The following is a 13,759-nucleotide window of genomic DNA, read 5'->3' on the forward strand; positions in this document are numbered from 1 at the left end:
GGGCGCGGCGGCGTCCGGCGCGCATCAGGGCATGATCACGCTGTCGATCACGTGGATCACGCCGTTCGACGCCTCGATGTCGGCGAGGATGACGTTCGCGCCCTCGACCGTGACCATCTCGCCGGTGCCGTCGATATGCACCTCCGTGCCCTGCACCGTCGCGGTCGAAAGCCGCTGCCCGGCGAGCTGCGCCGAGGTCACGGCGCCCGGCACCACGTGGTAGGTCAGGATCTCGGCGAGCTGCGCCTGGTTCTCGGGCATCAACAGCGTCTCGACCGTGCCGGCGGGCAGCTTCTCGAAGGCGGCGTTGGTCGGCGCGAAGACGGTGAAGGGCCCTTCGCCCTGCAGCGTTTCGACCAGGTCGGCGGCCTGCAACGCCGTCACCAGCGTCGAGAAGTCGTCATTGGTCGAGGCGATCTGCACGATGTCGGGCGCCTGCGGCTCGGCCGGGGCGCAGGCGGTGACGACGGCCAGCGCGCCGGTGGCGAGCACGGCCTTGAGGGCGAAGCGTCTCTGCATGGGTACAACCTTTCTGGACGGTACAAACCCGCCAGAGTTAGGCCGCATTGACCCAAGGTCAAAATGGCGTGAAGCCGGCGGCCCGGACGGGCCGCCTTCGCCCTCACTCGGGCGTCTCGCCCTTCAGGATCTGGTCCATCGAGACCGAGGGCTGGGCGCAGCCCGCCTCGCCGACGATGCGCGCGGGCACGCCCGCCACCGTGGTGCAGGGCGGCACGTCGGTCAGCACGACCGAGCCCGCGGCGATGCGCGAGCAATGCCCGACCCGGATGTTGCCTAGCACCTTGGCGCCGGCGCCGATCAGCACGCCGTCGTCGATCTTGGGGTGGCGGTCCTGCTCTTCCTTGCCGGTGCCGCCCAGCGTCACCGAGTGCAGCATCGAGACGTTGTCGCCGACCACCGCCGTCTCGCCGATCACCACCGAATGCGCGTGGTCGATCATCACGCCGCGCCCGATCCGGGCGGCCGGGTGGATGTCGACGCCGAAGGTTTCCGACACCCGCATCTGCACGAAATAGGCGAGGTCGGTGCGTCCCTCCTGCCAGAGCCAGTGACCCAGCCGGTAGCACTGCACCGCTTGGTAGCCCTTGAAATACATCAAGGGCTGCAGAAAGCGGTGGCAGGCCGGGTCGCGCTCATAGGTGGCGACGAGGTCGGCGCGGGCCGAGGCCACGAGCTCGGGCTCGGCGTCGTAGGCGGCATCGACGATCTCGCGCAGGATCTGCGCGCCCATCTCGTCGGAGGCGAGCTTGAGAGACAGCCTGTAGGCCAGCGCCCGCTCGAAGCTGCCATGATGCAGGATGCCCGAATGCATCGCCCCGCCCATCAGCGGCTCGGCCGCGATCGCCGTCTCGGCCTCCTCGCGGATCCGGTGCCAGACCGGGTCCAGTTCGGCCAGCTGGGCCTGTGGTGTCGCCATCGCCGTGCTCCGCGTTCCGGGCTTTCGTCCTACCCCATTTAGGGCCTCCCGGCCAAGATCAAAGCCCGCCCGCCTCGTCAAGGGCGTCGAGCAGGAGCCTGAGCGCGGCGCGGCCCTCGCGCCCCAGCGACGGCGGCAGCGCCACGCGCGGGTGCCGCAGCGCCGCCGCCATCAGCGACCCGTCGCCCCAAAGCGGATGCGCCTTTCCCATGCGCAACCGCCACTTGTCCGCCGCCCGCGCCTCGGCCACCAGCCGCCGCGCCAGCCCCGCCCGCGCCGGCCCCGGCACCGCCAGAAGCGCGGCCGTGCCGCGGTCGAGGCAGCCCGGCAGCACCGGCCGCATCAGCCCAGCGCCAGCCGCGCGAAGGGTCCCGGCCCGAAGCTATCCGACACCTGCGCCACCTCCGCGACCAGCGGCCCCGCGCCCGCATCCGCCGCGCGGTCGGCGGCGGCGTAGGTCCAGCCCGGCTCGCCCGTCTCCGCCTCGCGCAGCACGACGCCGCCCCGCGCGATCCGCACCGCGTAGACCTCCCGCGCCTCGCCCAATGGCACCTCGCGCTCCCAGCCGTCGCCGTCCACCCGCGTGCGTCGGACCCATGACAGCCGCAGATCGCCGCCGCGCTCTTCGCCGCGCAGATGCGCCGGCGCGTAGGGCCTGAGGCCCACGCCCTCGAAGCCGCGCTCCACCTGCCGCCAGCTCGCATCCTGCGCCGGCCGCCGCGCCGGCCCCCAGCGCCAGTGCCGCGAAAGCCCCCGCGCCGCCGCCGGCAGACCCACCTGCCCCGGCACGCCGTCGAGCGCCACGACGTAGCTGCCCGCCGGCCAGACCGCCGGCATCACCCCGTCCGTCCCCGCCTGCCCCCTGAGCCGCGTCCGTATGTCCCACTCGTCAGGCCCCACCGGTTCGGCCTCCACGAACTGCAGCAGCTCCCACCTCTCGCCATCGCCCAGCGCCATGAGGTTCGCCCCCGCCAGCACCCGCGCGGCGCTGGCACTCGCCAGCTCGCCCTGCACCAGCCGCAGCCGCAGCGCCGGGCCGCGATCCCACAGCCCCGCCGGCGCGGCGGCAAGCGCGGTCAGCGTCACCCCCATCGCCGCCGGCCCGCGCTGCACGAGGTCGAGCACCGGGTCGGCATCCTCCACCCCGCGCATGAGCGCCACCGGCCCCGGCCATGGCCGGGCGGAGGCCGCGAAATGCGGCGCGTGCGGCGCCTCCTCGCCGGTGATCAGCGGCAGGTCGAGGAACAGCCCCTCGACCGGCACCGGCGGCCGGTAGCCCGCCACGCTCGTCACCTCGACCTCGTGGCGCGGCGGCAGGTAGAGCCCCGGCGCGGTGCGCGTGGCCTCGACCGTCACCGCCCCGGCGGTCTCGGCCCGGTCGATGCGCCAGTCACCGCCATCCAGCGTCACCACCTCGCCCGCGCCGATGCCATGCGCCGAGGGCGGCAGCGCGAAGCGCGCCGTCTCGCGCGCCATGCGGATCTCGGCCAGCCAGCGCTCGGCGAGCCCCAACGCCTCCGCCCGTGTCAGCACCAGCGGCAATTCCGCCGCCTGCACCAGCGCGGCCTCCGTCCCCGGCAGCGCCGCCTCGACGCTCGCCGCGCCCGCCTCGGCCGCGTCCGAGACGTAGCCCAGCCGCACCCGCTCGGGCACCTCCGCCCCGGCCTCGCGCGCCCGCTCCAGCGCCGGGCCATCGCCGGTGACGGCAAGCCCGTCCATCTCCAGCGCATGATCGCTCCGGCCGTCGCGCGAGCGGAACGCCAGCACCCCGCCGCGCTCGACCGCGTCGAAGCCATGCGCCAGCATCAGCGGCTGCAGCGCAGAGCGCGCGCTGCCGGTCGTATCGACGAGGTAGCCGCGCACCAGCCCGTGCAGCCGTGTCGTGTCGATCTCCGCCACCCCGGCCCGTGCGCAGATCTCGCGCACCACCGAGGCGAGGTCGCGATGCGCCGTGCGCCCGGTGATCCAGTGCCCGCGCGCCCAGTTCGCGCCGTCGGACCAGACCTCCGACAGCGCCGGGAACCACGGGTAGGGCCGCAGATCCCAGGCCCAGACCAGCATGTGTCCGGTGTCGAGCATCGGCCCGCCATAGACGCCCGAGACCGGGTTCTCTCCGGGCGTCGCGAAATGCCGGTGCACCGCCTGCAGGTAGCGCATCTGGATCAGCTCGTCGCGATGGCCGCGCGAGTGGTAAGGCAGCGCCGATTCCGAGGATTTCGGGTCGAGGAACTTGTTCGGCTGGTTGGTGCCCCGGTCCACGGCCGCGCAGCCGAGTTCCGTGAAGCGGATCGGCTTCATCCCCGGCTGCCACGCGGTCGGCTGCGCCTGCCGCACCCCGTCGATCCGCTCGTGATGCGGGTTGCCCCACCAACCCTTCAGGTCCTTGGTGCGCCACACCCAAGGCTCGCCGTCGCCATCGGTGATCGGCGTGCGGATCTGCGCGGCGCGGGCCTCGGGCGAGTGGTAGAACCAGTCATACCCCTCGCCGCCCGCGACGTTGGCCGTCAGGTAGTCGAGGTCGTAAATCGAGCGGTGTCCGGCGGCATCGAGATGGTCCCGCCCGTCGCGCCAGTCCGAGAGCGGCATGTAGTTGTCGATGCCGACGAAATCGATCTCCGGGTCGGCCCAGAGCGGGTCGAGGTGGAACCGCTTGGTGCCGCCGCCGGGCTGGTGGCCGTGATACTCGGACCAGTCGGCGGCGTAGGAGAGCTTCGTCCCCGGCCCCAGCACCTTGCGGACCTCGGCGGCGAGGTCGCGCAGCGCCGCGACCGCCGGGTAGCCGTCGGCCCCGTCGCGGATCGTGGTGAGGCCCACCAGCTCCGAGCCGATGCAGAACGCCTCAACCCCGCCCGCCAGAGCGCAGAGATGCGCGCAGTGCAGGATGAAGCGTCTCAGGCCCCAGTCCTCGGGGCCGGTGTAGACCGGCAACCCCGAAGACAGGTCGAAATCTCCCGCCGTCGCCGCCCCGAAGAACGCCGCCACCTCGCTTGTGGCCTGCGCCGTGCGGTCGGTGGTCCCGTCCTCGCCCGGCGCGCGCTCGGTCGTGATCCGCCCGCGCCACGGCAGCGGCGCCTGCTCCGCGCCGCCATGGGGGTCGGGCAGGCCGTTGCCCGCAAGCTGATCCATCAGGATGAACGGGTAGAAGGTGACGTCCAGCCCGCGCGCGTTCATCGCCCGCACCGCCTCGATCACCGCCGCATCCGAGGGCGTGCCGCCATAGACCGGCCGGTCGTCCACGCGCGGCACCGGCGGCGCGGTCTCGCGTGAGAGCCCCGAGACGCGCCACGCCATCTCCTCGCCGTCGCTCTCGTCCTGCTCGACCTTGGGACGGATCGTGCAATGGCCCGCGCGCAGATCGTCCCCGAACCACGACACCACCAGCGAGGCGGCACGGCATTCCGGCAGCTCCTCCACCAGCGCATCGAGCGCGGCTTCGGCGTCGGACGGTCCCTGCGGCGAATGCAGATTGGCCGGCGTTCGTTCCCCGAAGCCGCCGGGCAGATGCACCGGCCCCGAGGCCAGCGCGTAATCCCCGGTGCCGGGGATCACCGCGACGCCGCGCACGAGGCGCGCGATGTCCTCGGCCTGCGCAGGGTCGCTCTCGTCCGCCGGGCGCAGCACCTCGAAGGAGAACTGCGGCACGCGGTTGCCGAAGCGGCCGAGATCGAGGCTCTCGATCACCACGTAGGCCAGCCCGCGATAGGCCGGGGCCGCGCCCTCGACGGCCTGTATCTTCGGGTCGGGCAGCTGGTCCTCGCGCCCCTCATGCAGCCGCAGGTCGATCTCGTCGGGGCCGAGTTCGATCCCGTCGGCCCAGATCCGCGCCACCCGCGTCACCGGCCCCTCGCAGAGCCCGATGGCGAGGCTGACGGCGTAGGAATATTCGGTCACGCGCGGCTCGGGCCGCCCGCCCTTTCCGCCGCCCGAGGTGCTGCGCCGCTCCTCGAAGTCGGAGGCCCAGATCACCTGCCCGCCGATCCGCATCCGGCCCCAGAGCCGGGGGATCGCCGCGCCCTCGCCCGCGCCCATCAGCCGGAAGCGGTCGACCCGCCCGGTCTCAACCGGCTCGGCCCCGGCGCCCAGCAGCCGCGCGTCGATCACCTGCCCGAGCGCCGCGCCCGCCGCGCGGCCCAGCACCGCGCCCGAGAGCCCCAAGACGCCGCCGCCCAGCGCGCCGCCGATGGCGCCGCCCACGGCTCCGAGAACGATGGTCGCCATCAGCCGATCCTTTCCGTCAGTGCGAAGGCGGCGACGATGCGCCGCTGCCAGGGGGGCCCGAGCGGGCTCTCGACCACGCCGTGGCCCTCATAGGCGTGGATGAAGCTCGCGGGCCCCGAGAGCAGCCCGAGGTGCCGGGCCGGTGTGTTCGGGCGCAACCGGAACAGCAGCAGGTCGCCCGGCTTGGCCTCTCGCGGGGGAATCTCCCGCAGGTGCCTGAGCGCCGCATCGCGCAGCGTCTCGCCCGCCCCGGGCTCATGCCGCGCATAGGGCGGCACGGCTTCCGGCTCGGCCCCCTCCAGCGCCCGCCAGACGCCGCGCACCAGCCCGAGGCAGTCGCAGCCCGCGCCCTTGGCGCTTGTGCCGTGGCGGTAGGGCGTGCCGATCCAGCCGCGCGCCTCCGCGACGATCCGCGCGCTCACCGGCCCTGCCCCGCGCTCGGCACCGCCATCAGCCAGTCCTCGCCCGGCAAGTTCGGAAAGCCGCGGAAATTGAGCAGGTTATCGAACTTGGCGCGGCAGGTCTCCGCCCGCTTGTCGCAACCCGCGACGACGCGCAGCCGGTCCCCGGCCTCGAGCCCCGGGATCGCCCGCCAGAGGTCGAGCACCCGTCGCGCCCCCTCCTGCCGGTCGTCTCGGATCGGGGCCGAGAGGCCCGCCGCCTCGCCGTCCAGCACCTCGACCCGCCCGCGCGCGAACCAGCCCGGCACGGGCGCGTCGGGCCAGTCGAGCCGCAATCGCGCGTCCTCGACCGCCTGAAGCGTCCGCTCGAACGAGAACCCCGCCTGCCCGGCCTCGACACCGCAGCGCGCGTCGCCCAGCACCGCGTCGCAACGCGCCTGGTAGGCGCGGCCCACGGGCTGGTTCAGCAGGTCCGCGAGCCCGCGCAGCTCGGCCCGGAACAGCGCGCCCTCTCGCGAAATCTCGCCCAGATGCCCGCGAAACTCGACCTCGCGCTGGGCCGGGTCGGCCCAGTTCACCCGCCAGACCGTGACCTCGGCGCCGTCGAGCCGGCCCTGCTCGATCTCGGTCTCGGTGATGCCGTCATCTGTCAGCGCGCCCAGCGCCTCGCCATTGTCGACGGCGAGGCCGGTGCCCTGCGCCAACGCGCTGGCGCTCATGCCGCTATTGGGGCGGAATTCCATGCCGTCGAAGGCCAGCGGCCCGTCGTGGTCGGTGAAGCCCCGCACCAGCCCGTCCGCGCGCCTCAGCGCCCAGCAGCGGCAGAGCGTCGTCGCGCCGGTGGCGAGGTGGCCTGCCAGCCCGCTCACAACCGGATCTCCACCACCGGGATCTCGGGCACCGAGCCGGTCTCGAAGCCGGCAGCGGCGGCCACGACGCTCTCGGTGTCGAAGCGCGCGGGCACGTCGAACTCGAAGCCCGCGGTGACGCCGACGCCCACCGGCGGGGCGAGGTCGAGCGTGACGAGCCCGGTCGCGGCGTCGAGCGTGAAGCCCTCGCCCTCGACGATCTCGTCGCCGCCCACCGCGACGCGGACACTGCCCGCGACCGGTTTCTGAATGGGCCGGAGGTAGGCCGTCGCGCCCTCGCCGTAGCGTTTCACCAGCTGGAAGGAGGTGGCGGCGTCGTCGCCGGTGCCGATCGGCTGGTCGAGCGGGGTCACGGGGTGCGAGGGGAGGCCCGAGCGGTAGTCGAGCCAGTCCTTCCAGCGAAAGCCGTGCAGCGGACCGCGCCGCGCCTCGAAGAAGGCCAGGAGCTCGGCCACGTCGTCGAGCGAGCGCAGGCCAAGGCCCGCGTCGTAGCGGCGGCGCGAATGGGCCCAGGGGGTGTTGCGCTCCTCGTGGCCGCTGGAGAGCGTGACGATCTCGGTGCGCCGCTCGGGGCCGCCCGATGCGCCGAAGCTCAGCGCGGCGGGAAATCTGATCTCGTGGAAGGCCATGTCTCACCTCACCTGTTGCGCTGGCCGCGCGCGACGGCGCGGGCGATCCCGGCCGCCACCTGCCCGCGCGAGCGGCGGAAGCTTTCGGCGTCGGGCGTGGCGATGTGGACGGTGACGGCGACCGGCTGGCCCGCCTGTGCCGCGACGCCCAGCCGCCCGTCGGGACCGCGCGAGAGCGGCATCACCGCCTCGGGCCCGGCCTCGCCCATGACGCCCGCGCCCCCGCGCATCGCGACCGGGGTCGGCCCCGTCACCACGCGCCCGCCCGCGAAGGCGGCACCATTCGCGAAGCCCATCAGAGCGCCCACGCCCTCGGCCAGCGCGCCGCCCAGCCGGTCGGTCACGGGGCGCATGGCGCGGCCATAGGCGGTGCGGGCGACGGAGCCCGCGAGGCCGCGCAGCGCCTCGCCCGGGCCTTGCCCGCCCAGCAGCACGCTATCGACGGCGCGGCGGATGCCGCCCGAGAAGCCGCGCTGCAGCGCCGAGACGTCGCGCGAGGTGGCGGCCATCTCGCGGCGCATCCGCGCGAGGTCCGCGGCGAAGCGGTCTGCCATGCCGCCCGCATCGCCCAGCGCGCGTTCCAGCGCCTCGATCTCGTCCTCGGTCATGTCTCGTCCTTTCCGGTCGGGTCGGGATGGGCGCGCATCAGCGCCTCCAGCCTGTCTCGGGTCATCGGCGCGGGGCCCCGGGGCCCGAGTATCAGCGCCAGCTCGGCGGGGGTGAGCGCCCAGAACTCGCGCGGGCGCAGCCCCAGCCCTTTGATCCCGGCGCGCATCAGCGCGCCCCAGTCGAGCCCGCTCATGGCGCGGCGAAGGCGCGGGCCAGCAGCTCCGCCGCCGCGCGGGCCGCGCCTGCGGGGCCGCCCGCGATCTCGGCCGAGACGAGGTCGCCCGCCGCGCCTTGCCAGCCGCCGCCGCGCAGCCCCGCGACGATCACCGCCAGAACGTCTCGCCCGGTCGCGCCGCCCGCCTCGAAGCGGGCCAGCAGCGCGTCGATGCCCTCGCCCGTCGCCTCCTCCAGCTCGGCCAGCGCGCCGAGCGTCAGGCGGCAGGCGTGGCGTTCGCCGTCGAGCGTCACCGCCACCTCGCCCGCATGCGGGTTGGCCATCAGACCGCCTCCGGGGTGAAGGCGAGCGGGCCGGCCGAGGCCATGGCGATCTCGAAGGCGGCCTCGCCGTCATGGGTGCCGGCGTAGTCGATCGCGGTGACCTGGAATGTGCCCTCCATGGTGCCGAAGCCGGGGATCACCACCTGCATGCGCGGCGTCTCGCCGTCGAAGAAGACCTGCCGCATCCGGGCGTCGGTGCCCTCGTCGCGGAACACGCCGGAGCCGGCGATGGCCGCGCTCTTGACGCCTGCGCCGCCCAGTATTTCGCGCCAGCCCTGCGAGCCGAGATGCGTGACCTCGACGCTCTGGGCGTTGAGCGAGAGCCGCTGCGCCCGGAGCCCGGCCACGGTCTCGAAGAGCCCGTCGCCGGTCATGTCGATCCTGATCAGCAGGTCCCTGCCATTCTGCGCCGCCATCGCGTCCTCCTTTCCGGGCTCGTGGCCCACTTCTCTCTGCAAATACGCAAATCCCCGGTCTCGGCCGGGGCTGCCCTCAGCCGTCCTCGACCCGCGCGCGGTAGACGAGGTCGATGCGCCGCGCCGCCCCTTCGGCGTCGCGCGCGGCCTTGGCCCTGACGAAGGACAGCCCGACGAGGCGGCCCCGCGTCAGCGGCGGGATCGGCCCGGCGAGCGCGTCGCAGATCGCCGCCGCCGCCCGCTTCGCCGCGTGGAAGCCGGCGGCCGTGGCGACGACCGAGACGGTGAAGTCGTGCCGCGCGCCCGCGCCCGTGCCGTCCGAGCGGTCGCGGGCGGTTTCCGGCCCGAGCGTCGCGTAGAGCGGCGGCAGCGGCCCGTCGGGCAGCGCGTCGTGGATCGCGTCGCCGAGCAGGTCGGTCAGCGGCGCGTGGGCGGTGAGCGCGGCGTAGATCGCCTGCTGCAGCGCGGCGGATTGGGCGTAGCTCATCGCGCCACCTCCTCCTCGGCCTCGCAGGCGAGGTAGCGCCCGTCGGGGTCCAGTTCGCGCACGGCGCGGATCGCATAGGTCCGCGTCGCCTCGCGCAGCCGCTGCCCGGCCTCGGGCCGCATGGTCGAGCCCGGGGGCGCGGCGCGCAGGGTAATCCTGAGCCGTACCCGGCTCAGCGCCGCGCCCATGTCCTCGAGATCGCGGCCCGAGCGGGCGTCGATCGCGGCCCAGAGCGTGCCGAGCGCGCTCCAGCCCTCCCTGACGCCGCCCGCGCCGTCGGGCGTGCGGGTCGGCGCCTCGAGCACGAGCGCCCGGTTCAGGCGCGGCGGCCTCATGTCCGGCCCCCGAGGGTCAGGCGCATGGGGCGGAAGCGTTCGATCAGCGCGGTGACGCCGAAGGGCATGCAGCCGGGGCCCAGCGCCGTGTCGTGGCGGTATTCGTGGTAGTGGGCGGCGAGCATCATCACCGCCTGCGCGAGGTCGGCGGGGATGTCGGGCCAGGCGGGGCCGAAGCCCGCCTCGAAGCCGATCCGGGCGTGGCCGCCGGTCGGGATGGCGGGCAGCGCGGTCGAGAGCGCCGCGATGGCGGGGCGCTGGGTGTCCCTGTCGGCGCGCCAGAGCCCGGTGGCCACGGGCGTCACGGTGCCTGTCGCGTCGACCAGGTCGAAGCCCGTCACCGCGCGCAGGGGCGCCACCGGCAGCGGCTGGCGGCCCGGCTCGGCCCAGCGCGTCAGCTCCAGCTCGAAGCCGCGCGCCATGAGCGCCTTGCCGCAGCGCCCCTCGATCGCGGCCATCGCCGCGCGCAGGAAGCCCGCCAATGCGGCGTCCTGCAGCCCGTCCTCGGCAAAGCCGGTGCCGAGCCGCAGATGCGCCCTCAGGCCCTCCACGGGCAGCGCCGCCTCGGGCACGGGTGCCGTCTCGTTCCATCTCATCGCGCCTGTCCTTTCGCTGCCGCGCCGGGGCCGCGCGCATGGCGGCCCCGGTCCTTGCTCAGGCGATGCCGAACTTCAGCAGCTTGATCGCCGCGAAGTCGCTCACCGCGCCGCCGACCCGCTTGGTCGCGTAGAACAGCACGTGCGGCTTGGCCGAGAACGGGTCGCGCAGCACGCGCAGGTCGGGCCGCTCGGCGATGGTGTAGCCGGCGGCGAAGTTGCCGAAGGCGACGGCGCAAGCGTCGGTGGCGATGTCGGGCATGTCCTCGGCGATCAGCACCGGGTAGCCCAGCAGCCGCGCCGGCTCGCCGGCCGAGAGGCCATCGGACCACAGGAAGCGACCGTCGGCGTCCTTGAGCTTGCGCAGCGCGCCTGCGGTGCGCGAGTTCATCACGAAGCGGGCGCCCGCGCGGTAGGGCGCGCCGAGCCGGTAGACGAGGTCGATCACCGCGTCGGCGGGGTTGTTGGCGTCGAAGCCGCCGGCCGTGCCGGTGGCGACGTAGCCGAGGCTGCCCCAGGCGAAGGAATCGTCGTCCACCTGCGGGTAGTCGAGGATGCCGCGCGGCTTGTCGACGCCGTCGCCGGTGACGAAGGCCGCCGCCTCGCGCCGGGCGAAGGTGTCGGCGATGCGGCCGGCGAGCCAGCCCTCGATATCGAAGGCGCTGTCGTCGAGCAGCCGCTGCGAGGCTTTCGGCAGCGCGCAGAGTTCGTGCAGCGGGATGGTGATGCGGTCGATCTGCGGCGTGCCGGTCTCGGCCCGCTCGGCCGTCTCGGCGGCCCAGCCGGCGCCGGTCTCGGCATGGTCGATCAGCACGTCGTAGGAGCCGGCATCGACCGCGACCACGTTGGCGATGGCGCGCAGCGAGGCGGTGGATCCCAACACCGCGCGCACCGCCTCGGCGGTCTGCGGATCGACGAGGTAGCCGCCATCGGCGGCGACGGTGTTGCTCATCGCCTTGCCCTCGAGCCCGAGGCCGCGCAGGCCCCCGTCCTCGCCCGAGCGGAGATAGGCTGCGAAGGCGTCCCGATGCGGCGCGTGGCCTTCGGCCTTGGCGTCGAGCGCCGGGCGCGCGGCCCCGAGCGCGGTCTTGCGGTCCAGTCTGGTCATGCGGTCGTCCTGCTTCTGAAGTTGCGTCCTGACCTCGGCCGCGAAGCGGCCCAGCTCGTCCATCAGCCCGCCGATCTCGCGGCCGAGCCCCGTTTCGTGCCCCGTTTCGTGTTCCTGCATGCGATCCCCCTCGCTCATGCCAGCCTCAGCGCCGCCCGCGCGGCGCGTATCTTCGCGGCCAGCGCGTCGTCGGCCTTCGCGCCGACCCGCGCCCCGCGCAGCATCGGGAAGGTGACCAGAGACACCTCCCACAGCTCGATCTCCTCGAGGCTGCGGCCCGCGCCCGCCTTGGTCGCGCGCTTGGTGCGGTAGCCGATCGACAGGCCGTCGATCGCGCCGGCCGCCACCAGCGCCGCCGCCTCGCGGCCCTGCGCCACCTCGGTCAGGATGCGGCCCTTGACCCGCAGGCCGCGGCCGTCCTCGACCACCTCGTCCCAGACGCCGATCGGGCGCGCGGGGTCGTGCTGCCAGAGCATCCGCACCCTCCCGCCGCCCTGGGCCAGCCGCTTCAGCGAGGCCGCGTAGGCGCCCCTGGCCACCACGTCGCCGCCTTGGTCGGGCGTGCCGAAGAGCGAGGCGTAGCCGGCGATGACCGCGCCCTCCGCGATCTCCAGCGCGCCGCCCTCCGCGCAGAACTTGCGTTCCAGTTCCATGCCGTTCTCCCTCATGCCGCCTGCAGGATCTGCTGCACCGCCTGCGCGCCGATCGCCGCGACGACGCCGTAGACCGCGAGCCAGAGACGCCGCTCCAGCCGCTCCATCACCGCCTCGATCCGCTCCAAGGTCGCCGCGACCTGCGCGAATTGCAGCGCCACCAGCCGCTCATGCGCCTCGATCTTCAGCCCCGGCGCGCAGGCGAAGCCGTCCCGGTGCCAGCCCTCGTCAGCCATCGCCGATCTCCCGTGCCGGCAGGCCGAGGAGCGCGCGCTTTTCCGCGTCGGTCAAGAACGTCGCCTCCGACACCCGCCGCCACTGGCCGTCGCGCTCCATGCTGAGCGCCGGCACCCGGTCGGGATCGACGCGCAGCTCGAACCGCTCGCCCGCGAAATCCGACAGCCAGTCGGCCACCGCGCCCGCGACCCGCGCCATCAAGGGCAGCACGGTCAGACGGTAGAAGGCGCGGTTGGCCTCCTGGTAGTTGGCATAGGTCGCGTCGCCGGGGATGCCGAGCAGCATCGGCGGCACGCCGAAGGCGGTGGCGATCTCGCGCGCCGCGGCCTCCTTGGTCTGCTGGAACTCCATGTCCGACGGGCTGAAGCCCATCGGCTTCCAGTCGAGCCCGCCTTCGAGCAGCATCGGCCGCCCGGCGTTGCGCGCGCCCTGGTGCTGGCTCTCCATCTCCTCGACGAGGCGCTCGTACTGGTCGGGCGTCAGCCCCGCCTGCCCGTCCGCGCCGCGATAGACGATCGCGCCGGAGGGGCGCGCGGCGTTGTCCAAGAGCGCCTTGGACCAGGCCGAGGCGGCGTTGTGAACGTCGATCGCCGTGGCGGCGGCCGAGAGCGCCGAGAGGCCGTAATGGTCGTCCTGCGGGTGGAAGCTCTTGATATGGCAAACCGGCGCAGGCCCGTCGCCGAGCGCGAAGCGATGCGTGCGGCCGTTGGCGGAATAGTCGTAGGCCATGGGCCAGCCATCGGCGCCCGGCACCAGCGCCACCCGGTCCGAGCGCAGCACGTGCAGCTCGTAAGGCAGACCGTCGCGGCCCACCGCTTCGAGATAGCCGTTGCCGGTGAGCAGGAGCTGGCCGACCAGCGCCTCGAACAGTTCCGCCCGGCCCTGGCCTGGGTTGGGGCGCGCCAGAAGGTCGAGCGCCGGGTGGCTGTCATGGCGCGCGGCGCGGTCCTGCAGCACCAGCGGCAGCGCCGCGGCCGCCTCGCAGATCAGCCGCACCGCGCGGAAGCCCACCGGGTTGCCGGTGAAGCCCGCCCGCGTCAGCGAGCCCGCGTCGCGCGCGCTCCAGGCCGGGCGGCCCGCGCCGGGCCAGGCCAGGAGCCGCCCCGTGGCCGAGGCCTTGGCCTCTGGGGCCTCTGGGGTCGCCCTGCGTTTCCGGAATTCGAACATCTCGTCCCTCCTGCGCCGTGGAGAGAAAGATGACAGGCGGGGGTTGGCATGGCGTCAGCGGGGCGTGCGGTGCCCCCCGCTTGCGCGCAACGGGGCGA

At 74.0% G+C, this 13,759-nt stretch carries 18 protein-coding genes; all 18 read right to left on the minus strand.

Annotated features, from left to right (window positions below; all coding sequences use genetic code 11):
- Positions 1-24: 24 nt before the first annotated feature.
- The 18 genes from BLT43_RS03235 to BLT43_RS03320 all read right to left on the minus strand — a co-directional run bounded on the left by BLT43_RS03235 (position 25) and on the right by BLT43_RS03320 (position 13,661).
- Positions 25-519: a fasciclin domain-containing protein gene (locus tag BLT43_RS03235; RefSeq protein WP_090110010.1), complete on the minus strand. Its 495-nt coding sequence runs from the start codon at positions 517-519 to the stop codon at positions 25-27.
- Positions 520-622: 103 nt separating this feature from the next.
- Positions 623-1,438, minus strand: coding sequence for a serine O-acetyltransferase (gene cysE, locus BLT43_RS03240; RefSeq protein ID WP_090110012.1), 816 nt, complete (start codon positions 1,436-1,438; stop codon positions 623-625).
- Between the two features lie 58 nt (positions 1,439-1,496).
- Positions 1,497-1,781: a DUF7742 family protein gene (locus BLT43_RS03245; RefSeq protein ID WP_090110014.1), complete on the minus strand. Its 285-nt coding sequence runs from the start codon at positions 1,779-1,781 to the stop codon at positions 1,497-1,499.
- Entirely contained in the window at positions 1,781-5,656 is a 3,876-nt protein-coding gene (locus BLT43_RS03250) for a baseplate multidomain protein megatron (protein WP_090110016.1), read from the minus strand. The genes BLT43_RS03245 and BLT43_RS03250 overlap by 1 nt, the downstream gene beginning before the upstream one ends.
- Positions 5,656-6,078: an NlpC/P60 family protein gene (locus tag BLT43_RS03255; protein WP_090110017.1), complete on the minus strand. Its 423-nt coding sequence runs from the start codon at positions 6,076-6,078 to the stop codon at positions 5,656-5,658. The genes BLT43_RS03250 and BLT43_RS03255 overlap by 1 nt, the downstream gene beginning before the upstream one ends.
- Positions 6,075-6,926 (minus strand): DUF2163 domain-containing protein, encoded by an 852-nt coding sequence (locus BLT43_RS03260; RefSeq protein ID WP_090110018.1) that lies wholly within the window; start codon positions 6,924-6,926, stop codon positions 6,075-6,077. The genes BLT43_RS03255 and BLT43_RS03260 overlap by 4 nt, the downstream gene beginning before the upstream one ends.
- The gene (locus BLT43_RS03265) at positions 6,923-7,555 is read right to left on the minus strand and encodes a DUF2460 domain-containing protein (RefSeq protein WP_090110019.1); all 633 of its coding nucleotides are present in this window, start codon (positions 7,553-7,555) and stop codon (positions 6,923-6,925) included. The genes BLT43_RS03260 and BLT43_RS03265 overlap by 4 nt, the downstream gene beginning before the upstream one ends.
- An 8-nt stretch (positions 7,556-7,563) precedes the next feature.
- A complete protein-coding gene (locus BLT43_RS03270) occupies positions 7,564-8,163 on the minus strand; it encodes a phage tail tape measure protein (protein WP_090110020.1) in 600 nt (199 codons plus the stop codon).
- On the minus strand, positions 8,160-8,357 hold the full coding sequence (locus tag BLT43_RS03275; protein WP_090110021.1) for a rcc01693 family protein: 198 nt from the start codon (positions 8,355-8,357) through the stop codon (positions 8,160-8,162). The genes BLT43_RS03270 and BLT43_RS03275 overlap by 4 nt, the downstream gene beginning before the upstream one ends.
- Positions 8,354-8,662, minus strand: coding sequence for a gene transfer agent family protein (locus BLT43_RS03280; RefSeq protein ID WP_090110022.1), 309 nt, complete (start codon positions 8,660-8,662; stop codon positions 8,354-8,356). Before BLT43_RS03280 ends, BLT43_RS03275 begins: the two co-directional genes overlap by 4 nt.
- Positions 8,662-9,078, minus strand: coding sequence for a phage major tail protein, TP901-1 family (locus tag BLT43_RS03285; protein WP_090110023.1), 417 nt, complete (start codon positions 9,076-9,078; stop codon positions 8,662-8,664). The genes BLT43_RS03280 and BLT43_RS03285 overlap by 1 nt, the downstream gene beginning before the upstream one ends.
- Positions 9,079-9,154: 76 nt before the next feature.
- Positions 9,155-9,565 (minus strand): DUF3168 domain-containing protein, encoded by a 411-nt coding sequence (locus BLT43_RS03290; protein ID WP_090110024.1) that lies wholly within the window; start codon positions 9,563-9,565, stop codon positions 9,155-9,157.
- Positions 9,562-9,900 carry a head-tail adaptor protein gene (locus BLT43_RS03295; RefSeq protein WP_090110025.1) on the minus strand — a complete coding sequence of 113 codons (339 nt, stop codon included), beginning with the start codon at positions 9,898-9,900 and terminating at the stop codon, positions 9,562-9,564. The genes BLT43_RS03290 and BLT43_RS03295 overlap by 4 nt, the downstream gene beginning before the upstream one ends.
- Entirely contained in the window at positions 9,897-10,496 is a 600-nt protein-coding gene (locus tag BLT43_RS03300; RefSeq protein ID WP_090110026.1) for a head-tail connector protein, read from the minus strand. Before BLT43_RS03300 ends, BLT43_RS03295 begins: the two co-directional genes overlap by 4 nt.
- Before the next feature lie 58 nt (positions 10,497-10,554).
- Positions 10,555-11,724 (minus strand): phage major capsid protein, encoded by a 1,170-nt coding sequence (locus BLT43_RS03305; RefSeq protein WP_423222109.1) that lies wholly within the window; start codon positions 11,722-11,724, stop codon positions 10,555-10,557.
- 14 nt (positions 11,725-11,738) lie between these two features.
- Positions 11,739-12,257: an HK97 family phage prohead protease gene (locus BLT43_RS03310; protein WP_090110029.1), complete on the minus strand. Its 519-nt coding sequence runs from the start codon at positions 12,255-12,257 to the stop codon at positions 11,739-11,741.
- A gap of 11 nt (positions 12,258-12,268) precedes the next feature.
- On the minus strand, positions 12,269-12,493 hold the full coding sequence (locus BLT43_RS03315) for a GTA head formation protein, RCAP_rcc01685 family (protein WP_090110031.1): 225 nt from the start codon (positions 12,491-12,493) through the stop codon (positions 12,269-12,271).
- On the minus strand, positions 12,486-13,661 hold the full coding sequence (locus BLT43_RS03320; protein ID WP_090110033.1) for a phage portal protein: 1,176 nt from the start codon (positions 13,659-13,661) through the stop codon (positions 12,486-12,488). The genes BLT43_RS03315 and BLT43_RS03320 overlap by 8 nt, the downstream gene beginning before the upstream one ends.
- Positions 13,662-13,759 lie beyond the last annotated feature (98 nt).

Origin of the sequence: Limimaricola pyoseonensis, from assembly GCF_900102015.1 — a bacterium.
In the GTDB taxonomy this organism is placed as follows: Bacteria; Pseudomonadota; Alphaproteobacteria; order Rhodobacterales; family Rhodobacteraceae; genus Limimaricola; species Limimaricola pyoseonensis.